We start from the raw sequence: 21682 nt of genomic DNA, 5'->3' as shown, positions 1-21682 counted from the left end.
ATAAAAATATAAAATAATAACTATTAAAACAATATAAGAAATACAATAAAGGAGTTTTGTATGATATATGCAATAGTACCTCCAAGATGCATTGAAGGTGATGTAAATTACTATCATATATTTGAGGCGTATTTTAATATTAATGATAATACCATAACTATTAATGTGCACTCTATATCTAGTTTGCATGTAAAAATAAAGCCCCAATATAAAAATATGGTAAATAATAATTTTAAAGAAGACTATATTTCAATTAATATAGAATCAAAAGACGGTAGAAATAAAATGTTAAAATATAAATATTATAAAAGTGCTAATGGCATATTTATGACTGAAAACAGAGAAGATACTATTGTTATAGCTGTGTTGATTAAGAATTATTTATGCAGTAAATGTGCTCAGTTTTTATTTGGATGTAAGTAAGTTTTTATATTTTGAGATTTTCTGTAATTATCAATAAATATATTGTATGGGTATAGCTTAAAGGAATCTATATACACATTCTCTAGTAGTTTTTTTACTAGATTTATTTTTTCTTTAAACGTTTTATTTTTATCTTTTATTTTATTAAATTCTAAAAAAAATGATTTTTTTACTATATTCATAAATATATTAATTCTTATCATCTCATCAAAAATTATTCCATTAGGTATTTTAATTTTCTTTATAAGAATAAAAAATATAGATAGAAAATATAATAAACTCAATATTCTAATAAAATATATTATTGTAAAATCGGCACCTACTTTATCTATGTATATGCCTAATATATTATAATATTCTCCTCTGGAGTTTAAACCTTGAATAATGAATACAGCTAAAAAATATGGTATAAGATGCAATAGCCTTTTTATAGTTTTATATAAAGACTTTGTAAGTATTATATGAATTATAAATAAAGCTATTGCTATATATATTAATGTATTTACTTTTACAGTAAAAATGATTATGAATAGGAATAAAGCTAATATAATAGAAGCTATATAAAGCATATTATTTGTTTACGCGTTCAACGTAGCTATCATCTCTAGTATCTACTTTAATTTTATCACCTATGTTTATGAAAAGAGGAACATTAACTTCTATACCAGTTTCTAATTTAGCAGGCTTTAAAGTAGTTCCTGTAGTGTCGCCTTTAAAACCGGGTTCTGTATATGTAACTTCTAAAACCACATGTATAGGAAATCTTACAGCAGTAACTTCATCATTTATGTATTGTAAATCAACTTCGCTGTTGTCTAATAGATAGTATTTGTTATCTCCAAGAATATCTTCATTAACATGAACTTGTTCATAGTTATCAAGTATCATGAATATATACTCATTTCCTTCGTTGTATAAATATTGAGCTTTCTTGTATGCAATATCAGCTTCTTCAACAGTTTCAGTAGAAGCAAAAGTTTTTTCAACCATATTGCCTTTAATCATATTTTTTAATTTAGTTCTTACATTAGCCTTTCTCTGCTGGGCTCTGTGAAAATGAGCATCTATTACTAGATAAGTTTCACCATCTAATATAATAGCATCACCTTTTCTTAAATCATTAACATCCATAAATAAAACCTCTAATTATAATATATTTTTTAAGATAGATAGTTTAAGCATTATATTTTATTAGTAAAAAAATAGCAAATAAAATTGATTTAAACTTAAGTAAAAATATATACTAATCATTATAGTTGAAAGAGCTAAATCATTTTAATATCGTTATTTGATATATTTATTTTTTTGTGAATAATTATGCCTTTTTATTCTATATAAAGGTTAGTATTTTGAGTTTTTAATATAAAATATAATTAACTAAAGCATAATAATATGTATTTAAATATTTTTTGTTTCTCAAGTATTTTTAAGAGATATTAAATGTTTTTAAATAAGTTGTAAATATTTTCATTAAAAATAGCAATGTAAATGTAAAACTTTACTTGCAAAAAATTATTATTTTGATAAAATATATATAAATAGATACTAGTAGAATTTTATAAATTTACATTAAATTATAACTATTTCTAATACGATAATATTTTTTAGAGTTTAAGGAGTATATAATATGTCTGATATAAATAAAAAAGTTGCAGATGGTATAAATGAATTTGGTAAATCTTTTAGAGTTTTATTAGTAGATGATTCTGCGTTTGTAGTAAAACAACTGCAGCAAATATTAGTATCAGAACAATATACTGTAGTAGGAACGGCAGAAAACGGAGAAGAGGGCGTAATGATGTATAAAGAATTAAAGCCAGATTTGGTGACTATGGACATTACTATGCCTAAAATGGATGGTATTACAGCTCTTACTAAAATAGTAGAGTTTGATAAAAATGCTAAAGTTGTTATGGTTAGTGCTTTAGGTAAAGAGGATATGGTTAAAAAGGCACTTCTTGCTGGTGCTAAAAATTATATTACTAAGCCATTAGATAGAAAAAAAGTTTTAGAACGTATAAAAATGGTTCTAGATAAAAAGTGATTTATTAAAAATACGGTATCATTAATTTGAGTAGTAATAGTTTAAATGAAGAATATTTAGAGTTATTCAAAGAGTTTATATATAATAAAAGCGGTATACGTTTCAATCTTATCAATCAGGTAATATTAGAGTCTAGAATACAATCTTCTATGAAAGAAAGAAATATTTTCAATGTAGGAGATTATTTTCGTCTTATTTCTACTGATAAACAAGAATTAAAACTATTTTTAGATAATATAACAACAAATCTTACTAAATTTTTTAGAACAGAGAGTAATTTTAATTTATTAAAAAATAAAGTCTTGCCTATAGTATTAAGCAATAAAAAATATTCGGAGCCTATATATATATGGAGTTCTGGTTGTTCTACAGGGGAGGAGCCATATTCTATAGCAATGACTTGTTTAGAAACAGAGAAAATTTATCCGGAAAAAGTAAAAATATATGCAACAGATATTTCTATGCAATCTTTAGAGGTTGCAAAGGCAGGTATTTATGATAAAGATAAGGTTGCTAATATAAGCGAGGAATATTTAACTAAGTATTTTGATGAGATGCCTAATAAAAAATATAAAGTAAAAGATGAAATAAAGAATATGGTTACTTTTGAATATCATAATCTTATTACGCCTAATAGATATTTAAATATAGATATAATTTTTTGTAGGAATGTACTTATATATTTTGATAATGAATCTGTTAAATTGACTGTTAATAGATTTTATGATATATTAAACAGACATGGATTTTTATTTATAGGACATAGCGAGTCTTTATTTGGACTAGATACTAAATTTAAATTTAATAATATAGATAATTCGATTGTATATACCAAAAGCGAGGAGGTATTTTAATGTTTAGAAGAAATGAAATATCAGAATCAAATTCAATAATAGGTGAAGGTTCATATTTTAAAGGAGAGTTTACACTTAACGGCAGTTTAAGAATAGATGGTTGTTATGAGGGGGATAATCTTCAAGTTGATAGTCTTACCGTAGGAAAGAGCGGAAAAGTAAAATCTAATATAAAAACTAATTCAGCTATTATAGAGGGTATAATAGTAGGAAATATTGAAGCAAAAAATAGGGTAATGCTTATGCCTACAAGCAGAGTTCTTGGAGAGATTCGCACACCTGAGCTTATTATACAAAATGGAGTTATACTTGAAGGAGTTTGTATAGTATCACCTGATCCTAAAACTAACCCTAAAGAAACTATACTTAATCTATATAACTCTGTAAATAATAATCAATAATATATAGTATGCCTTATTTATATGATGTTGAAAGAAAGATTAATGCAAAAATCATTATTGCAACTTTAGCAGGTATTATTGTAGTTGCTGTGCTGTCTTATTTATTTATTTCAAATTATATAGAAAGAAAAAGAATTAGATATATTTATGATTATATAGCTTTAGAAGATTATGATAATGCTTCTTTTATATTTAAAGATCTTTACAGCAGAAAACCATTAAATAAAAACATATTAATGGCAGGTATTGATTTATATTATAATATTCTTTTAATAACTACAGACAAAGATATTATTACAACTGCAAGCGAGAATATTACTAAATATGCAAAGCAGATGTTATTAACATCAAAGTTTATAAAGAATAAATATATAATATATCAGAGATTAGCATATGGATTTCAGAGGCTTGGAAGTTCTTATTATATAGATTCTTATAATTCTTATTTAGAAGCTATAAAAAATGGCGATAATAGGGTATCTACTGTAATAGAGCTTGCTAAGATATGTTATGAGATTGGTTATTATGAAGAGGCAATAGAGAACTTAGAATATGCTATAGAAAGAGATACAGAAAACAATAAAGAGTTTTTAAACTTAGAATTATATTATGAACTTGCGATTGCTTATGAAGGAAATAAAAATTACACCAAAGCAATACAGATACTTTCTTATATAGACGGTAAGTTTAACAATGATTATAAGCTTGAGGCTAAATCATATTCTAAGCTTGGGGATTTATATTATAGGCAGGGGCTATATAAAGAAAGCGAATTTTTTTACAAAAAAGCATTATTATTAGATGACAAAAATCCTAATTTATATTATAGTATAGGGGAATTATTTAGAAGAACAAAGCGAATTAATGAAGCGATTGCTATGTTTAGAGAAGCATTAAAAATAGATAATAACTATAAACCCGCTAGGGATGCATTAAGGAGATTATAGTATATATGTTTAGTTGGTTGTATAATATGTTCTCAAGTGATATGGGAATAGATTTAGGTACTGCAAATACTTTAGTTTATGTTAAGGGAGAGGGAATTGTTTTAGCAGAGCCTTCTGTGGTTGCTATAGAAAAAAGTACTGGAAATGTTATAGCTGTTGGTAATGAGGCTAAAAGAATGTTGGGTAAGGTTCCGAATTCTATAGCGGCTATAAGACCTATGAGAGACGGGGTTATTGCAGATTTTGAAACTGTTGAAAAGATGATAAGATATTTTATCAATAAAGTTCACAATAAAAAAACTTTAGTAAAGCCTAGAATTGCTATAGGTATTCCTACAGGTATTACAGAAGTTGAGAGACGTGCTGTACGTGAAAGCTGCGAACAGGCAGGAGCTAGAACTATATTTTTAATAGAGCAAGCTAGGGCTGCTGCAATTGGAGCGGATATGCCTATTAATGAGCCTCATGGTAATATGATTATAGAGATAGGAGGCGGTACTACTGAGGTTGCTGTACTTTCACTTGGAAGTATGGTACGCAGTGCTTCTATACGTGTGGGAGGCGATGAGCTTGATGATGCTATAATAAAATATATGCAAAGAACTCACAACTTATATATTGGTGAAAAAACTGCTGAAGAGATTAAGATTAATATTGGTCATGCTTATAAGGGCGATATATCTAAAACTATGGACATAAGAGGAAGAGATTCTGTATCTGGTCTTCCTAAAACTTTAACTATCAACAGTGCTGAAGTAAAAGATGCTATATCAGATATATTGCTTGAAATATTAGAGGCTGTAAAATATGTACTTAATCAAACTCCTCCAGAGATAGCTGCTGATATTGTTGAGAGAGGTATTGTTATGAGTGGAGGAACTTCTTTACTTCCGGGTTTTACAGATTTAATATCTATAGAGACAGGTGTTCCTGTTATACTTGCAGAGAGCCCTCTTACTTGTGTGGCTATTGGATGCGGTAAGTTTATAGAAGAGACTAGAAATTTAAAAAATTATAGAAGATTTTCTTAAAAAGTGAATAATATATTAAAACACAAATTACTTATACTTTATATTACGCTTAGTCTTGTAGCGTCAATATTTATGGTTCTTAATAGGAGTAATTTTGTTTTTGATTTGCGTTCTATATATGCACTCGGTGTTTATCCTGTGCAAAATGCTACACAGAACATATCAAAGGCTTTTGTTTATCTTTATACAAGCATTACAGATATATTTACACTTCAAAGTCAGCTTCAAGTGCTTAGAGATAGAATAGCAGAATTAAACGGCACAGCTTTAGAATATGAACAGCTTCGTCAGGAGAACTCAAGATTAAGAGCATTATTAAATGAAGCTCCTACCGATGAATACCCTTTAGAATATGCCGAGATAGTTTCAAAAGACCCTCAAAACTTCTACAACACTATAGTGATAAACAAAGGAAGGGCTCATGGTATTGTTGTGGGTATGCCTGTAATATCATATAAAAGCGGATACAAGGGGCTTGTTGGTAAGGTTGTAGAAGTAAGACAATATAACAGCAGAGTTTTATCTCTCATAGACGAGAGGTCTCAAATATCAGTTATGCTTGAGAGTTCTAAGGCTACTGGTATTATGAGCGGTCAGAATCCTCGTTCCACTCAAACACATTTGCAGTATATTGATTTGCAGATTGATGTTGAAGAGGGAGAAAAAGTTTATACTAGCGGAATGGGCGGAGTTTTCCCAAGCGGCATATTGGTTGGAAATGTGTTTAAAGTTGAGAAAAAAAATTATGGACTCTTTCACGACTTATACATTGAGCCTATAGTTGATTTTTCTACTTTAGAGAATGTGTATGTAATAAAAAAGATTCCAGACAGAGAAATTATTATGCTTGCTAATGAAGAATATGAAGAGGGTGAAGTTACAAATAGATGAAAAGAGCAATAACTGTTATAATAAGTTCATTAATCCTTTTAATAATACAATCTTCTCCTGCTTATGATTTGATTAGAATAACATTAGGTGCTAAGCCTGATTTGCTTCTTATATTTTTAGTATTCTTATCATTTAGATATGGTTCTTTTGAGGGAATTATATATGGCTTTTTAATAGGAATAATGCAGGATATTGTTTCTAGCTCTACATTTGGTTCTTATGCTATAATATTTCTTAATATTGGTTTGGTTGTTGGTTTCTTTAACAGCAGAATATTTATTAAGCAGATTGCAGCGGGAATATTTGTTACTTTAGTTGGATATTTAATAAAGATTATTGCTTTATTTTTTGTAATGGCAATATATGCAGATTTATCAAGTGTTGCTGTTCTTATGCGTTCGGAGTTATTCGTAGGGCTTCCTCTCACAGTAATAGTTTCTTCACCGTTGTTTATATTATTTGAAAAGATTGCTCCTATAGTGTATGACAAAAACAAAATACATGTAGATGACAGCACTAAAACCTACGAAGATTAATTTTTTTAACATATACAAAAAACATAAAAATGATATTATAATAAATAATAAAATATCCGATTATCTTTTTAGGATAATAGTATGAAATTAAATATAAAAAATTTAGGCAGAATAAAAGAAGCAGAAATAAAAATAGACGGTATCACTATAATAGCAGGTGAAAATAATACAGGCAAAACTACAGTAGGAAAAGTATTATTTTCTTGCTTTAATTCATTTAATAATCTTGAAAAAGAAATATATTTAGATAGAAAATTATCTATTAGAAAAGAGTTATATAATTTATATGATTTATTTGTAAAATATGAAACTATTAATTATAGAAATTTAGAATTATTAGAATATAGATTAGATGATATGTCAGATAATTTATATTCTATTCATATCAAGTCTAAAAAAAATATATATGATATTCTAATAACTAATTTATCAGGATATGTTGATATAAAAGATGAAAATATTATTGACTATATAAAAAAAGTATCTAAAAGAATAGAAGAATATATTAATATACCAGATGAAAAAATAGGTTATAAAAAAATAGAAGAATATTTTAATGAAATGTTTAATAAACAAATAAACAGCAGAATAGAAAGAGATACTATAGCAGAAATTAATATATTAGATTTGTATTTTAAATTCAAAGATGATGAGTGTATAGATACAAACCTAAATTATTTGAATAAAAGAAATATATATTTCATAGATAATCCTTTTATTTTTGATAGAAACGATTATTTCTATTCTTTGTCTATACAAGAATCGCATTTAATAAATAATATATTATATTCAGAAAAACCAAGTATATCAGATAAAATTTTAACAGAAGAAAAATTAAAAAATATATATGATAAATTATCAAATGCAGTAAATGGAAAAATTTTAGAAAAAGACAAAGAATTTTATTTAGAAGAAGAAATTTTTTATGAACCTATATCAGTACATAATCTATCAGCAGGTTTAAAATCTTTTGCTATTATAAAAATGCTGTTAGAGAGAAATGCATTAAAAGAAGATGATATTTTAGTATTAGATGAACCTGAAATACATCTTCACCCTAAATGGCAGCTTTTATATGCTGAAATAATAGTGCTTTTACAAAAAGAATTTAATATATATATTTTAATAACTACTCATAGCCCTTATTTTTTGGAAGCTATAGAGATGTATTCTAAACTGCATAATATGCAGGAAAAAACTAATTATTATTTATCAGATATAGAAAATAAATACTCTGTTTTTAAGTTGGTAAATGAAAGTATAGAAGATATATATAGTTTAATGGCTCAGCCTATAGAGAAGTTGGAAGATTTGGAAAATAGTTTTGATGAGTAATTTTTAACAAAGTAATTTCATTATGAGACAAGATATAATAGATAGTTTACCTGATATATTAAAAAATAATATAGATACTCTAGAGAATACTTCTTTAGATACTTGTAATAATTATTATATGACAAATAGTCAATTTACTGCCATTAATTTTGATGAAGTTGCGAAGTGTTATAAAGATAATGAAAATTTAGATGATCCACCAGCCTCTAATGATGCATTATATATTATGGATAATAGTCATTTCTATTTTTTAGAGTTTAAAAATGGTAAAATTGAAGAAGATAATATAAAAACAAAAATATATGATAGTTTATTCATATTGTCAGATATAAAATATAATGATGGGAGTAAATATATAGACAGCATAGTTGAGTTTTCAAAATCAAATATAGAATATATATTAGTTTATAGTATTAAAAAAAATCCAAAATTAGGGATTAATAATCATGTGTATCAAAAGGCAAATAAAAAAACAAAATGTGGTGGAGTATTAAAATTAAAAGATTTTATATTAAAAGATGTTAATTTTTATAATGAAAATGATTTTAAAACCCAATTTATTTCTACATTAAAAAATTAACTAAAAATTATTTATGCTCTCGGTTTTGTTTTTTCTTATTGTTGTTTTGCTGATTATTTTGCTGCTTACTTACCAAAGAAGCAAATATTACCCTTCCTGCCTCTTTAGGAAGCACGTTATCTATTTCTATATCAACAGTTTTGCCTATTAAATGTTTAGCATTATCTACAACTATCATAGTGCCGTCTTCTAAATAACCTAATGCCTGTTTATCTTTACCTTCTCTTATTAAATCAATTTTTATAGTTTCTCCCGGAAGTACTACAACTTGTAAACAATTAGCTAAATCATTAATATTTAATATATCTACTCCATGTATAGAAGCTACCTTCATCAAGTTAAAATCATTCGTAATAACTTTAGCATCCATTTTTTTGGCGAGCTCTATTAGTTTTAAATCCACTTCCTTGATGTTTGGAAAATCTACATCTGTTACAGAAAGTAATATGTTTTTTGAAGATTTCATTTTATTTAATATTTCTAATGCTCTTCTTCCTCTTATTCTTTTTTGTGGGTCTCTTGAATCGCTTAAAAATTGTATTTCTTTTATTACAAACTCTGGAAGTATTAAAAGTCCGTCAAAGAATTTTTTTTCTGCTATATCATATACTCTTCCATCTACTATAACAGAAGTGTCCAATATTTTAGCTGTTTTTATTTTATCAGTTTTTGTAAGTTTTAGCATGTTTGATATATTTGGTATGAGTGATGATATTACAGAAAAAGTTAAATATCCTTCAATAAATAGTATTATAAGTTTTTTATTTAAAGATAAATTAATACCAATAATATTTATAACATTTAGAGTAAGTATTACAGTTATTATTGTTATAAAGAATGATAGAAAAATTACCAAAGTTGTTTTTGAAGACCTTTTTCTTATAACAAATAAATCTAATAATACTATAATAACAGAACTTACAATAAAAAATATAATAGTATTTATATTAAAAAGTTTATTATAAATATAGTCAAATATAAGTGCTAAAATAGAACAAGCAAAATAAATTATTCTCCACATAACAGTTTCTCCTTAAAAACTAAAAAGAGCTTGAGTTATTTTTATGTTTTTAGTTATTTTAAAAAAATAGAATAAATTAATAAATATTTCACTCTTCTTTTTTCTTTTTTTTGGCAGGCTTAGCAGTATTTTTAGTTGGTTTAATAAGTTCTTTTTCAGCGGGTTTAGTTTTAAACTTTTTAGCTGATTTCTCTAATGCATTAGACACTATATCTTCAATTTGATCTTTATCTTTTTTTAATGCTATACTAATTTCATTTACTATAAACATATATGCTTTTTCATACAAACGTTTTTCGCTTGCAGATAGTTCTTTTAATTTATTTCTAGTAAACAAACTTCTTGCCACTTCTATAGTATCTTGAATTTCACCGCTTCTTAATTTTTCTTCATTTTCTTGATAACGAATCTTCCAATTATTTTCTATATCATGAGGTTTAGTTTGTAATAGGTTCAAAAAATTTTCAGCTTCTGCTTTAGATATTATTTTACGTATACGATATTCTTTAACTCTATTGATAGGAACTTTTAATGTGATATTTTCACCTTCACATTCAAGTATATAGCATTCTACAATGGAAGAATTTACTTTATTATCTGCTATACCTATGACTTTGCATATTCCATACATAGGGTAAACAACATAACTATTTACTTTATACATAATTCTTTTTAAATAAGCCTTTAATTTATTATAGTAATTTATTCTACTAATTTAAAAAATATCTAATGCTATTATATACTAAAAAAGCAAAAAATCAAGAAAAAAATAAACACCAATCATCATACGAAATACTTTGACAATTTTGTTATTAGGTTATAAAATTAGTACTTATAAAATTTATTATGAGGGCAATATGAGTAAGATAGTTAGTGTCGGAAATATACTAATAGGAGGAGGTAATCCTGTTAGTATACAATCTATGACAAATACTGATACTAGAAATGTTAAAGATACCGTTAATCAATTAAAATCTCTTGAAGAGGCTGGTGTTGATATTGTAAGGCTTGCTGTGCTTGATATGGAAGCGGCTAAAGCTATAAAAGAGATAAAAAAACAAACTAAACTTCCTTTAATAGCGGATATACATTTTGATTATAGACTTGCTTTAGAGAGCATGAAAAGCGGTATTGATGCTTTGAGGCTTAACCCGGGTAATATAAAAGATAAAGAGAAAGTAAAAGAGGTTATAAAAGAGGCAAAAGACAGAAATTTAACTATAAGGGTTGGTGTTAATGGCGGAAGTTTGGACAGAGCTATATACAAGGAAGTAAATGCTCAAAATATGGTAAAAAGTGCTTCTGACCATATAAAATTAATGGAAGATTTAAACTTTACAAATATAAAAGTATCATTAAAAGCATCTGATATAAAAACTACAATAGAAGCAAATACATTATTTAGAGAGAAATTTGATTATCCTATACATTTAGGTGTTACAGAGGCTGGTACATTAAGGAGTTCTTTAATTAAAAGTACTAGTGCTTTATCATATTTGCTTATGCAAGGAATTGGGGATACTATAAGATATTCTATTACGGGCGACCCTGTTGAGGAAGTTATGGCAGGAAAGATGCTTCTTAAGTTTTTGGGTTTGAGAAAGGAGCCTTCTGTTGAGATAATATCATGCCCTACTTGCGGAAGATGTCAGGTGAATGTGGAAGAGGTTGCTAGTTTTATAGAAAAGCATGTACAAAATATAAAGAAAAATATCACTATTGCTATAATGGGTTGTGTAGTTAATGGTCCGGGAGAAGCTAAGCATGCAGATTTTGGTGTGGCAGGAAGTGCAGACGGTAATTTTATATATTTTGAAAAAGACAATGAACCTATAAAGGTATCAAAAGAAAATATTATAAGTTTTATTACAAAGAAGATAGAAGAGTTTTAGGATATACTGAAGATTTTTAAATTTGTCAACAATATTGCTTAAGTTTTTTATTTGTGGTGGCTTTGCCCCCACGCCCCCACTTCTTTTATTGGTATAAAAGAAGCAAAAGAACTGCATTTTTACAAATCTTACTTTATAAAAACTAAAATATAAAGTTAAAATACTTGCACTTTTTGGTTCTTTTGACGAAGTCCGCACCGCGAGCTGCGGGAAAAAGAACAATAAAAAAATTAACAATACATTTATAAAAATAAAAAATTTATTTTTGACAAAACATAGTTGTTTAACTATATTATAATTTAATAAGTTTATTAAAAAGAATAATTACAAAAAAGAGAAGATTTTATGACATCAAAGAAAAAATATTATCTATTAATTTTAATTGTAGTAGCAGCATTAATTGTTACACTTTTTGTTTATAGAAACAAAGAAAAATATATATCTACAACAATAGCAATAAGCGATACTATATTAAACATCACAGCTCAAACTACAGAAAAAAAAATGTATGATTTGGTGGGGGCTATAACAAATGAAATCAATAGAATGGACAATATATTAAATCCGTATAATGAAAATAGCGAAATAGCAATTATAAATAAAAAAAGTTTAGAAAATAAAAACGATGTTCTCAGAGTAGAAATTTCTGAAGATATGGCACATTTATTTGAAACAGGGTTAAGATATTCTAAAATAAATCCTTCTTTTGATATAAGTGTGAGACCGTTAATTGAGCTTTGGGGTTTTGGTGTTAAAGAAAATCAAACTGTACCAAAGAGAGAAGAGATTGAAAATGCATTAAAAAAAATAGATTATTCAAAAGTAAGCATTATAACTAACAACGGCAAGAAGTTTATAGAGATTAGAGATAATTTAACTTTTGATTTCGGCTCTTATGGAAAGGGTTATATTGTTACAAAGTTAATAGATATATTTAAAAATTATAATATAAAAAACTATTTAATAGATTATGGCGGAGATACCTATGCTAATGGAGTAAACTCAAGAGGCAATCCTTGGGTGATAGCAATAAGAAACCCTAGAAATGATGAAGATGGATATTTAGCTCTAATACAGGCAACAAATTATACTATAGTAACAAGCGGAGATTATGAGAGATTTTTTGTAGAAAACGGCACTAATTATCATCATATAATAGATGCTAAAATAGGTTATCCTACTTATAATGCAATATCAGCCACTATTGTACACACCAATGCAGAAGAGGCTGATGCTTTATCTACAACAGCCTTTCTTATGGGCACTAATTTTTTCACTAATGAGAATTATAATTACAGAGAAGCTTATATAGTTGATTCTGATGGTATTTTATATATAGTAACGAACGATAGTTTTTGATAATTTTGTTATATATTAAAAATTTTTGAGTTTATTATTTGTGGTGGCTTTGCCCCCTGCGAAGCGTGCCCGCAGGGTAGCACCCCACTTCTTTTGCGACCGAAGGAAGTGCCCTTGTGGCGTGACCCAAAGAAGCAAAAAGACTGCATTTTTACAAGTCTTACTTTTATAGAAACTAGAATATAAATGTTTAATACATATTTCTAACATAAAAAATTAGAACATTTGCACTTTTTGGTTCTTTTTGCTGCGGGAAAAAGAACAATAAAATTAACTTAAAATTTTTTCAACATATATTAAATTTTTTATTAAAATATTTAAAATAATATATTTGCAGGGCTTTGCCCCGCACCCCACTTCTTTTGCGACCTAAGGGAATGCCCTTGCGACGTGCCACAAAGAAGCAAAAGGGCTGTATTTTTTTAGCTAAAAATACAAGTATTATTTCATACTAATACATATTCCAACATATAGAGTAAAAACGTTTGCATTTTTTGCAACTTTTTGCGGCGGGAAAAAGTTGATAGAAAATTATTGTTTTAATATACGATGAAAATTTTTAAGTTTGTTAAAAAATATTTTTATGTTTTTTATTCTCGGGGACTAGCCCCCCTGCGAAGCGTACCCGTAGGGTAGAACCCCCACTTCTTTTGGCGACCGAAGGAAGTGCCTGTGGGTATGGCCCAAAGAAGCAAAAAGACTGCATTTTTAAAAGTCTTACTTTTATAGAAATTAAAATATAAAGTTGAAACTCTTGTACTTTCGTAAAGTGTACCCGTAAGGTAAAACTTTGACGAAGTCCGCACAGTGGAGGCTGGAAAAAGTTGAATAAAATAAAAACTTATATAATGAAATACAATTATTAGTTTATTAAACCATTTGACTATATTCAAATTTTTAGAGTTTTAATTTATAATTGAACATATAGCTATTTTATTATAAAACATATTATGAAAGATTTTTTAGATAAATTAAAAACTATAATAGTTAAAAAGAAAGATACTATATTCGCAGTAATAGTTGCATTTATACTTCATATATTTGTATTGAGTTTGGTAAATACTTATATAGTGGAATCTTTGTTTGCGTATAATGATGAATTAAAAAAAATCTTAGAAGAAGAGAAAAATAAAAAAGATGATTATATGTTTTTGGTAGAGACTCCAGATGTAGAGGAAGAGGAAAACAACGAAGATACTCCATTTGCTTCAGACAAGTCATTAGTATCAAGAGGGCAGGTAAATGTAACACCTTCAAAAGTATTTTCAGATGCTTCAGTTTTTTCTTTTTTGGGGGACGGAGCTAATAGCCCAATAGTTGAAAGACGCGATAATATAAATCCAAACAATAATAACAACAATTTACAAAAACAAAAAGATTTAGGCGATGAGATAAGCAGAGAAAAGGTTGAAACTTATAAGCCAAAAAATCCCGGTCTTAAAGGCGATACAAAGATACCAGCATCATTTGAAGACGGAGCAGATAGGGCAGTGGTGTTATCAAGTGAAACAGGAAGCATACAACTTGGAACAAAAGCTCAAGAATATTTTTGGTATTTTTATACTTTGGTTGGCTCTATAAGAGATTCTTGGTATTTGACTATTCCAAATCAGGCACATTTTTTGGGTCTTTTAAGAAGCGATGAAGTGGAAGTGCTTATATCAATAGATTTGGACGGAAATATTATTTTTGAGAAATTTTTAAGCAATTCAAAATTAGGTCAAAGCAGTTTAGACAATTCATGCTCGAAGGCTATAGAATATGCCAAGAAATTAAAGCCGCCTCCACAAGGTTTGGTGCGTGATTATGCAGAGAATGGCAAAATATATATACCTTTTAAGTTTATATACCAAAATTTCAGCAGAGAGTGATAATTTAGTTTGAAATTTATTGAGAGTTATTTTTAATTATTTAGTTAAATAAATATTGATATTGTTTTAATTTAATAATTTATTTTATATATAAAATAGTATTATTCTCTTAAATTTGCACTTTAGTGAAACCTAGAAGAGATTAAATATTTGTACTTTCGGGGAGTGTACCCGTAGGGTAAAAACTTTTTGCTACGGGAAAAAGTTGAATAAAAATAAAAAACTTATGTGACAAAATATAGTTGTTTAACTATATTTTAAAAATTTTAAGCTTGTTAAAAATTATTTGTTTAAATTAAGATATTGCAGGGCTTTGCCCCCTGCGAAGCGTGCCCGTAGGGTAGCACCCCAGTTCTTTTACGACCGTAGGAAGTGCCTTCGGTATTGGTATAAAAGAACCAAAAGAACTGCATTTTTAATCAAAATTTATGATGTTATACCATATTTAATACATATTCCTAACATAAAAGATTAGAACATTTGCACTTTTTGGTTCTTTTTGCTGCGGGAAAAAAAACAATATAATTTTTATGTTTTTTTATTTGTGGGGACTAGGCACCTGTAAAAAGTACCCGTAGTGTAAAAACTTTTACGAAGTCCGCACAGCAAGCCACTGGAAAAGTTGAATAAAATAATCATATAACAAAATATAGCTATTTTAGAATATATTTTTTAAATTTTTTTATTCTCGGGGACTAGCCCCCGAACCCCCAGTTCTTTTGTTGCCACAAAGAACCAAAAAGGCTACATTTTTAATCTAAAATATATAGATTATTTTTTATTATATATATTACAATATATAAAACTTTAGTATTTGTACTTTTTGCAACTTTTTGATACGGGAAAAAGTTGATAAAAAATAATTTTTAAATTTTATCTACATACCCCGCCCTTTAGAATTGATAACTTGTTTTTATTTAAAGCTTTAAATACATTTAAAAGTTTAAATTATATTTTTTGTCCCCACCCAAGTTTTAATTAGGTTTTAAATCTGTTTAACGCACGGTTAATGCATATTCATTGTGTAATAAAATTAGAATTGTAAATTTATTTATGTTGTTAATTTAATTTTGCGTGCGGTGGGTAGAGTTTTATTCAACTACTCCAATATACGGAAGATTTCTGTATTTCTGAGCATAATCAATGCCATAGCCTACAACAAACTCATCTTCTATATCAAAACCGTTATAATCAATTTTTATATCAACCTTTCTTCTTGACGGCTTATTAAGAAGAGTGCATATTTTTAGTGAAGAAACATTTCTTGTTTTTAAAACTTCGCAGATTTTATTTAAAGTATAACCTGTATCAATAATATCTTCTACTATAATAACATCTCTTCCACTAAGTGCTATATCAACATCTTTTAATATTTTAATCTCAGAGCCTATTTTATCATTTCCATAACTAGATACAATCATAAAGTCAATTTCTATATTCGTTTCAATTTCTCTTGCCAAATCTGCAATAAATACAAAAGAACCTTTAAGAAGCCCTATTAAACAAGGCGTTTTATCTTTATAGTCATTATTTATTTTTTTGGCTAACTCTTTAACTTTTTGTTTTACAGTGTTTTCATCTATCAATATTTTTTTTATTCCGTTTTCTTTTAGCATAATATTTCCTAAAATGTGTTTTTAATTATTTATTTATTTATTATATTATAAAAGAATATTTTTTTAAAGTTAATAAAAGCTTCTGCATAAATATAGTTTTTTATATAATTTTTATATAATTGTAACATATATGTACAAAATTAATAATGATATAATTGAAGTGTAAATTTTATATTATTATACGAACATAAAACAATATTTTTTGTATTTTGCTTGCATTTTTTTTTAGAATTCATTAAAATGGTTTAATATCGTATAATGTTTATAATTACATAATTTATAAGTTAAGGAGATATCATGGCTGAAGATAAAAAACTTGACTCTCTTCTAGAACGTATATATCAAGACGGTGTTGAAAAATCTAATAAGAAAGCTGATGAAATAATTTCTAATGCTAAAAGTGAAGCTGATAGAATTATTAAAGAAGCAGAATCAAAATCAGAAGAAATTATTAAAGAAGCTCAAAGGAAAGCAGAAGAGCTTAATAAGAACACTATCACAGATGTTCGTATGGCAGGTGAGCAGTCAATAAGTGCTTTAAAGCAAAGAGTAAAAGAATTAGTAACCTCTAAAGTATTGGAAGAAGGCTTAAAAGGAGCTTTTGCTGATACTGCATTTTTAAAAGATTTAATTTTAGAGGTAGTAAAAAAATGGGATATAGCTTCAGATAATTCTGATGTAACAGTATATTTCCCAGAATCAAAAAAAGCAGATATAGATGCTGCATTCGAGAAGTCTATAAAATCTGCTATTAATAACGCTACTATTAACTTTGATAAAAAATTATCAAACGGCTTTAAAATAGTACCTAATAATGGCAATTATCAATTACAATTTACAGATGAGGATTTTGTAGAGTTCTTCAGTGATTATATCAAAGCTAAAACAGAAGAAGTAATATTTAGTAAATAAGAGGGGCGAGTATGGGATCATATTATTATCTTATCTCAGGTCTTCCCGAAGTGAAACTATCTGATGCTAAGGCTAAGTATGATATTAATGAAATTACTCAAAGCATATTATCTAGTTTAAGTGCTAAAGATGCTAAGTTTTTTAAATATCTTATTTATCAAAATGACAATAAAAATTTAGTAAATGCTATAGCAAAACAAAAAGGGTTATTTAGCCCTTATACAAAGCATTTAGAGCCTTGTATATTTAGTAAAGAGGAGATACAGAAATACAGTAATATCTCTAATTTACCTACTTATATGAGCAAATTTTTAGAAGATAATAAGAATGTTGAATGGGAAAGCGTTAGACATATAGAAAACAGTTTATTGAATTTGTATTATGAAGAAATGATAAATAGTGGTAATAATTTCATAAAGAATTATGCATTATTTATGAGAGACATGAAGAATGTTTTAGCAGCTTTAAACGGTAGGGCTTTAGGTTTTAATAGCGATAAGATAGCTAAAGAGCTTATAGGAGATTATTCATTAATATCTGCATTAAGCAAATCTACAGCTTCTGATTTTGGTGTAGGTAGGGAAATACCTTATATAAACACTATTATAGAGACATTTAACTCATCAGATAAGGCTGACCCATATAATATGGAAAATATAGAATGTTCTTTGGTAGGGGAGTTTTTGGATAAGTTAACATCTATAAAATCTTTCACAACAGATAATATTTTTGCTTATTATATAAATCTTAACTATGCCGTTAGTATCAACGGAAGAGATGAAGAGGAAGGTAAGAAACATTTAGAGACGCTTGTAGAAACATTAAAAAGCAAGGCGTCATTATAAAATGTAAATTAATTAGGAGATAGAAATGACTAAAGGTAAAGTAACTGCTATTATATCAAACCTAATTTCAATAGAGGTGGACGGAGCCGTTTCACAAAACGAGATATGTTTTGTATCTTGCGGTGATGCCAAACTAATGGCAGAGGTTATTAAAATATCTGGTACTAGTGCTAGTGCTCAGGTATTTGAATCTACTAGGGGAATGAAATTAGGCGATGCCGTAGAGTTTACTGGTTCAATGTTAGAGATTGAATTAGGACCTGGACTTTTAGGTAAAAACTTTGACGGACTTCAAAATGACCTTGATAAATTAAAAGGTGTATTCTTAGAAAGAGGTAAATATAACAATCTTACTGAAGATAAAGATGCTAGATACGACTTTACACCTATAGCTAAAGTTGGTGATGAAGTTGAGGCAGGAGATTGGATTGGTGCTGTTAAAGAGGGTTGGATTGACCACAAAATAATGGTTCCTTTCAAATTTGAAGGTAAAGGTGTTGTTGAAAGCGTAGTTTCTTCTGGAAATTATGGTTTAGAAGACACACTTGCTGTTATAAAAGATTCTAAAGGCGAGAAAGTTAATGTAACAATGGTACAAACTTGGCCTGTAAAACTTACAATTAAAGCTTACAAAGAAAAGCCAAGACCATTTAAATTGTTAGAAACTGGTGTTAGAACTATAGATACATTTAACCCTATTACTGAAGGCGGTACAGGATTTATTCCGGGACCATTCGGAGCTGGTAAAACAGTATTGCAGCACGCTTTGGCTACTAACGCAAATGCTGACTTAATTATAATGACAGCTTGCGGTGAGAGGGCTAATGAGGTAGTAGAAATATTTACAGAGTTCCCAGAGCTTATAGACCCAAGAACTGGAAGAAGCTTGATGGAAAGAACAACAATCATCTGTAACACTTCAAACATGCCTGTTGCTGCTCGTGAAGCTTCAGTTTATGTAGGTATGACAGTAGCTGAATATTATAGGTCAATGGGACTTAAAGTACTTCTTCTTGCTGACTCTACTTCTCGTTGGGCACAAGCTTTAAGAGAGATGTCTAACAGACTTGAAGAATTACCTGGTCCAGATGCGTTCCCTATCGACTTGCCAGCTATTATTTCTAGTTTCTATGCTAGAGCAGGTTTCGTATACTTAAATAACGGAGAGACTGGTTCTATTACATTCATAGGTACAGTATCACCTGCAGGCGGTAACTTGAAAGAGCCTGTAACAGAATCTACTCGTAAAGCAGCTAGATGTTTCTACGCATTATCACAAAAACGTGCTGACAGTAAAAGATATCCTGCTGTTGACCCATTAGATTCTTATTCTAAATACATAGAATATCCAGAGTTCGTAGAGTTTTCAGACACTTATATAGAAAAAGGCTGGTCTGAGAAAGTTATTAGAGCAAAAGATATTGCCCGCAGAGGTCAGGAAGCAAGCGACCAAATAAGCATTTTGGGTGACGACGCAGTACCTCTTGAATACCATCAGCGTTTATGGAAAGCTGAGCTTATAGACTTCGTTATCTTACAGCAAGATGCTTTCGATAAAGTAGATAAAAACTGCCCAATAGAGAGACAAAAAGAATTATTAAATCAAGTTATGAAAGTTGTAGAAGCTGATTACAGATTTGATGATTACAGCGAAGTAGGTACTTATTTTAAAAGACTTATTAACGCATTCAAACAGATGAACTATTCTGTATATCAGTCTGAAGAACACAAAAAATACACAGCTGAGATGGAATCAATATTTGCTGAAAGGAGTATAACACATGCCTAAAGCATTTCAAAAAGTATATACAAAATTAGTACAAATTACTAAAGCAACTGTATCTTTGAGAGCAGAAAATGTTGGTAACGATGAGATGGCTCTAGTGGCTGGCAGACCTGCTCAGGTTGTAAAAATGATTGGAGATATTGTTACGCTTCAGGTTTTCCAAGGTACTGAAGGTATACCTACAAACGCTGAAGTTGTATTTTTAGGCAGACCTCCTAGACTTAAAGTAAGCGAACTTCTTGCAGGAAGATTCTTTAATGCTTATGGTGAGCCTATAGACGGAGGTGCTGAAGTTGAAGGTAAAGAGGTAGAAATCGGAGGACCTTCTGTAAACCCTGTTAGAAGAAAACAGCCTTCTGAGCTTATTGCTACTGGTATTGCTGGTATTGACCTTAACAACACACTTGTTACAGGACAAAAAATCCCATTCTTCGCAGACCCAGACCAACCTTATAACGCAGTACTTGCACAGGTTGCTTTGAGAGCTGAAGCTGACAAGATTATCCTTGGCGGTATGGGACTTTCTAACGATGACTACTTATCATTTAAAAATACATTTACTGAAGCTGGAGCATTAGACAAAATCATATGTTTCATCAACACTACTGATGACCCTCCAGTAGAAAGACTTTTGATACCTGATATGGCTTGTACAGCTGCAGAATATTTCGCAGTTGAGCATAAGCAAAAAGTTCTTGTACTTCTTACAGACATGACTCTTTATGCCGATGCTTTAGCTATAGTATCAAACAAAATGGACCAAATTCCTTCTAAAGACTCTATGCCCGGTTCATTATATTCTGACCTTGCTAAAATATACGAAAAAGCAGCTCAGTTCCCTGACGGCGGTTCTATTACTATTATCGCTGTTACTACTCTTAACGAAGGTGATATTACTCACGCTGTACCAGACAACACTGGTTACATCACTGAAGGTCAGCTTTACTTAAGACGTGACTCTGATATAGGTAAAACAATCATTGACCCATTTAGAAGTCTTTCACGTTTGAAACAGTTGGTTATAGGTAAGAAAACTAGAGAAGACCACCCTGCTGTAATGAACACTTTAGTTCGTCTTTATTCAGATGCTGCTAATGCTAAAATGAAAAAAGAAAACGGTTTCGACTTAACTGAATATGATGAAAGATGTTTGAAATATGCTGCTGAATATTCTGAAAGATTATTAGCAATAGACATTAACATCAAAATTGATGAGATGTTAGAGACTGGTTGGGAATTAATGGGTAAATATTTCAGTAAAGCCGAAGTGGGTATAAAAGAATCTTTAGTAGAACAATACGGTAAATGGACAAATAATTAATAAAGTAGGTTAAAAAT

At 28.6% G+C, this 21682-nt stretch carries 22 protein-coding genes; 17 read left to right on the top strand and 5 right to left on the bottom strand.

What is annotated here, in order from left to right; all coding sequences use genetic code 11:
- Positions 1 to 60: 60 nt before the first annotated feature.
- Positions 61 to 423, top strand: coding sequence for a hypothetical protein (locus GQX97_RS11660; RefSeq protein ID WP_157152105.1), 363 nt, complete (start codon positions 61 to 63; stop codon positions 421 to 423).
- Here GQX97_RS11660 and GQX97_RS11655 read toward each other — a convergent pair.
- On the bottom strand, positions 399 to 992 hold the full coding sequence (locus GQX97_RS11655) for a hypothetical protein (protein ID WP_157152104.1): 594 nt from the start codon (positions 990 to 992) through the stop codon (positions 399 to 401). The two genes, GQX97_RS11660 and GQX97_RS11655, sit on opposite strands and share 25 nt — an antisense overlap.
- Before the next feature lies 1 nt (position 993).
- Positions 994 to 1554 carry an elongation factor P gene (efp, locus tag GQX97_RS11650; RefSeq protein ID WP_157152103.1) on the bottom strand — a complete coding sequence of 187 codons (561 nt, stop codon included), beginning with the start codon at positions 1552 to 1554 and terminating at the stop codon, positions 994 to 996.
- 496 nt (positions 1555 to 2050) lie between these two features.
- Between efp and GQX97_RS11645 the strand changes: the two genes are divergently transcribed.
- From GQX97_RS11645 to GQX97_RS11605, 9 genes are all read left to right on the top strand, one after another.
- Positions 2051 to 2467, top strand: a complete 417-nt coding sequence (locus tag GQX97_RS11645) for a response regulator (RefSeq protein ID WP_157152102.1) — start codon at positions 2051 to 2053, stop codon at positions 2465 to 2467.
- Positions 2468 to 2493: 26 nt separating this feature from the next.
- Positions 2494 to 3321, top strand: a complete 828-nt coding sequence (locus tag GQX97_RS11640) for a protein-glutamate O-methyltransferase CheR (RefSeq protein ID WP_157152101.1) — start codon at positions 2494 to 2496, stop codon at positions 3319 to 3321.
- Positions 3321 to 3722 (top strand): polymer-forming cytoskeletal protein, encoded by a 402-nt coding sequence (locus GQX97_RS11635; protein ID WP_157152100.1) that lies wholly within the window; start codon positions 3321 to 3323, stop codon positions 3720 to 3722. The genes GQX97_RS11640 and GQX97_RS11635 overlap by 1 nt, the downstream gene beginning before the upstream one ends.
- An 8-nt stretch (positions 3723 to 3730) precedes the next feature.
- Positions 3731 to 4669: a lipopolysaccharide assembly protein LapB gene (locus GQX97_RS11630; protein ID WP_157152099.1), complete on the top strand. Its 939-nt coding sequence runs from the start codon at positions 3731 to 3733 to the stop codon at positions 4667 to 4669.
- 5 nt (positions 4670 to 4674) lie between these two features.
- Positions 4675 to 5700, top strand: a complete 1026-nt coding sequence (locus GQX97_RS11625) for a rod shape-determining protein (protein ID WP_014933928.1) — start codon at positions 4675 to 4677, stop codon at positions 5698 to 5700.
- Between the two features lie 12 nt (positions 5701 to 5712).
- Positions 5713 to 6591, top strand: a complete 879-nt coding sequence (gene mreC, locus GQX97_RS11620) for a rod shape-determining protein MreC (protein WP_407921884.1) — start codon at positions 5713 to 5715, stop codon at positions 6589 to 6591.
- Positions 6588 to 7127 carry a rod shape-determining protein MreD gene (gene mreD, locus GQX97_RS11615; protein ID WP_157152098.1) on the top strand — a complete coding sequence of 180 codons (540 nt, stop codon included), beginning with the start codon at positions 6588 to 6590 and terminating at the stop codon, positions 7125 to 7127. The genes mreC and mreD overlap by 4 nt, the downstream gene beginning before the upstream one ends.
- 81 nt (positions 7128 to 7208) lie before the next feature.
- Positions 7209 to 8462, top strand: coding sequence for an ATP-binding protein (locus GQX97_RS11610; RefSeq protein WP_157152097.1), 1254 nt, complete (start codon positions 7209 to 7211; stop codon positions 8460 to 8462).
- 22 nt (positions 8463 to 8484) lie between these two features.
- Positions 8485 to 9042: a geranyl transferase gene (locus GQX97_RS11605; RefSeq protein ID WP_157152096.1), complete on the top strand. Its 558-nt coding sequence runs from the start codon at positions 8485 to 8487 to the stop codon at positions 9040 to 9042.
- Positions 9043 to 9049: 7 nt separating this feature from the next.
- On the opposite strand, the gene GQX97_RS11600 is transcribed toward GQX97_RS11605, so the two are convergent.
- Positions 9050 to 10063: a PIN/TRAM domain-containing protein gene (locus GQX97_RS11600; protein ID WP_157152095.1), complete on the bottom strand. Its 1014-nt coding sequence runs from the start codon at positions 10061 to 10063 to the stop codon at positions 9050 to 9052.
- An 88-nt stretch (positions 10064 to 10151) separates the two neighbouring features.
- Positions 10152 to 10727 carry a CarD family transcriptional regulator gene (locus tag GQX97_RS11595; RefSeq protein WP_157152094.1) on the bottom strand — a complete coding sequence of 192 codons (576 nt, stop codon included), beginning with the start codon at positions 10725 to 10727 and terminating at the stop codon, positions 10152 to 10154.
- A 193-nt stretch (positions 10728 to 10920) separates the two neighbouring features.
- Here GQX97_RS11595 and ispG point away from each other — a divergent pair, with 193 nt between their 5' ends.
- The 3 genes from ispG (at position 10921) to GQX97_RS11580 (ending at position 15185) form a co-directional block, all read left to right on the top strand.
- The gene (gene ispG, locus GQX97_RS11590) at positions 10921 to 11955 is read left to right on the top strand and encodes a flavodoxin-dependent (E)-4-hydroxy-3-methylbut-2-enyl-diphosphate synthase (RefSeq protein WP_157152093.1); all 1035 of its coding nucleotides are present in this window, start codon (positions 10921 to 10923) and stop codon (positions 11953 to 11955) included.
- A gap of 345 nt (positions 11956 to 12300) precedes the next feature.
- The gene (locus GQX97_RS11585) at positions 12301 to 13314 is read left to right on the top strand and encodes an FAD:protein FMN transferase (RefSeq protein WP_157152092.1); all 1014 of its coding nucleotides are present in this window, start codon (positions 12301 to 12303) and stop codon (positions 13312 to 13314) included.
- 950 nt (positions 13315 to 14264) lie between these two features.
- Positions 14265 to 15185 (top strand): energy transducer TonB, encoded by a 921-nt coding sequence (locus GQX97_RS11580; RefSeq protein ID WP_157152091.1) that lies wholly within the window; start codon positions 14265 to 14267, stop codon positions 15183 to 15185.
- A gap of 1091 nt (positions 15186 to 16276) precedes the next feature.
- Here the strand turns inward: GQX97_RS11580 and hpt are convergent.
- Positions 16277 to 16801: a hypoxanthine phosphoribosyltransferase gene (gene hpt / locus GQX97_RS11575; RefSeq protein ID WP_157152090.1), complete on the bottom strand. Its 525-nt coding sequence runs from the start codon at positions 16799 to 16801 to the stop codon at positions 16277 to 16279.
- Positions 16802 to 17098: 297 nt separating this feature from the next.
- Between hpt and GQX97_RS11570 the strand changes: the two genes are divergently transcribed.
- Genes GQX97_RS11570 through GQX97_RS11555 form a run of 4 tightly spaced genes read left to right on the top strand, consistent with a single transcriptional unit; the run spans position 17099 to position 21665 of the window.
- On the top strand, positions 17099 to 17713 hold the full coding sequence (locus GQX97_RS11570) for a DivIVA domain-containing protein (protein ID WP_157152089.1): 615 nt from the start codon (positions 17099 to 17101) through the stop codon (positions 17711 to 17713).
- A gap of 11 nt (positions 17714 to 17724) precedes the next feature.
- Complete coding sequence (locus tag GQX97_RS11565) at positions 17725 to 18558, top strand: DUF2764 family protein (protein ID WP_157152088.1); 834 nt, start codon at positions 17725 to 17727, stop codon at positions 18556 to 18558.
- 25 nt (positions 18559 to 18583) lie between these two features.
- The gene (locus GQX97_RS11560; RefSeq protein ID WP_157152087.1) at positions 18584 to 20347 is read left to right on the top strand and encodes a V-type ATP synthase subunit A; all 1764 of its coding nucleotides are present in this window, start codon (positions 18584 to 18586) and stop codon (positions 20345 to 20347) included.
- Complete coding sequence (locus tag GQX97_RS11555; RefSeq protein ID WP_157152086.1) at positions 20340 to 21665, top strand: V-type ATP synthase subunit B; 1326 nt, start codon at positions 20340 to 20342, stop codon at positions 21663 to 21665. The genes GQX97_RS11560 and GQX97_RS11555 overlap by 8 nt, the downstream gene beginning before the upstream one ends.
- The last annotated feature ends 17 nt before the right edge of the window (positions 21666 to 21682 follow it).

This window comes from Brachyspira sp. SAP_772 (genome assembly GCF_009755885.1).
In the GTDB taxonomy this organism is placed as follows: domain Bacteria; phylum Spirochaetota; class Brachyspiria; order Brachyspirales; family Brachyspiraceae; genus Brachyspira.
This window is presented reverse-complemented; position numbering and strand designations above follow the sequence as displayed.

What these genes read in the sequence shown, in the direction of transcription:
- GQX97_RS11660 (WP_157152105.1), top strand. Translation starts at nt 61, where the DNA reads ATGATATATGCAATAGTACCTCCAAGATGCATTGAAGGTGATGTAAAT.
- GQX97_RS11655 (WP_157152104.1), bottom strand. Translation starts at nt 992, where the DNA reads ATGCTTTATATAGCTTCTATTATATTAGCTTTATTCCTATTCATAATC.
- efp (WP_157152103.1), bottom strand. Translation starts at nt 1,554, where the DNA reads ATGGATGTTAATGATTTAAGAAAAGGTGATGCTATTATATTAGATGGT.
- GQX97_RS11645 (WP_157152102.1), top strand. Translation starts at nt 2,051, where the DNA reads ATGTCTGATATAAATAAAAAAGTTGCAGATGGTATAAATGAATTTGGT.
- GQX97_RS11635 (WP_157152100.1), top strand. Translation starts at nt 3,321, where the DNA reads ATGTTTAGAAGAAATGAAATATCAGAATCAAATTCAATAATAGGTGAA.
- GQX97_RS11630 (WP_157152099.1), top strand. Translation starts at nt 3,731, where the DNA reads ATGCCTTATTTATATGATGTTGAAAGAAAGATTAATGCAAAAATCATT.
- GQX97_RS11625 (WP_014933928.1), top strand. Translation starts at nt 4,675, where the DNA reads ATGTTTAGTTGGTTGTATAATATGTTCTCAAGTGATATGGGAATAGAT.
- mreD (WP_157152098.1), top strand. Translation starts at nt 6,588, where the DNA reads ATGAAAAGAGCAATAACTGTTATAATAAGTTCATTAATCCTTTTAATA.
- GQX97_RS11610 (WP_157152097.1), top strand. Translation starts at nt 7,209, where the DNA reads ATGAAATTAAATATAAAAAATTTAGGCAGAATAAAAGAAGCAGAAATA.
- GQX97_RS11605 (WP_157152096.1), top strand. Translation starts at nt 8,485, where the DNA reads ATGAGACAAGATATAATAGATAGTTTACCTGATATATTAAAAAATAAT.
- GQX97_RS11600 (WP_157152095.1), bottom strand. Translation starts at nt 10,063, where the DNA reads ATGTGGAGAATAATTTATTTTGCTTGTTCTATTTTAGCACTTATATTT.
- GQX97_RS11595 (WP_157152094.1), bottom strand. Translation starts at nt 10,727, where the DNA reads ATGTATAAAGTAAATAGTTATGTTGTTTACCCTATGTATGGAATATGC.
- ispG (WP_157152093.1), top strand. Translation starts at nt 10,921, where the DNA reads ATGAGTAAGATAGTTAGTGTCGGAAATATACTAATAGGAGGAGGTAAT.
- GQX97_RS11585 (WP_157152092.1), top strand. Translation starts at nt 12,301, where the DNA reads ATGACATCAAAGAAAAAATATTATCTATTAATTTTAATTGTAGTAGCA.
- GQX97_RS11580 (WP_157152091.1), top strand. Translation starts at nt 14,265, where the DNA reads ATGAAAGATTTTTTAGATAAATTAAAAACTATAATAGTTAAAAAGAAA.
- hpt (WP_157152090.1), bottom strand. Translation starts at nt 16,801, where the DNA reads ATGCTAAAAGAAAACGGAATAAAAAAAATATTGATAGATGAAAACACT.
- GQX97_RS11570 (WP_157152089.1), top strand. Translation starts at nt 17,099, where the DNA reads ATGGCTGAAGATAAAAAACTTGACTCTCTTCTAGAACGTATATATCAA.
- GQX97_RS11565 (WP_157152088.1), top strand. Translation starts at nt 17,725, where the DNA reads ATGGGATCATATTATTATCTTATCTCAGGTCTTCCCGAAGTGAAACTA.
- GQX97_RS11560 (WP_157152087.1), top strand. Translation starts at nt 18,584, where the DNA reads ATGACTAAAGGTAAAGTAACTGCTATTATATCAAACCTAATTTCAATA.
- GQX97_RS11555 (WP_157152086.1), top strand. Translation starts at nt 20,340, where the DNA reads ATGCCTAAAGCATTTCAAAAAGTATATACAAAATTAGTACAAATTACT.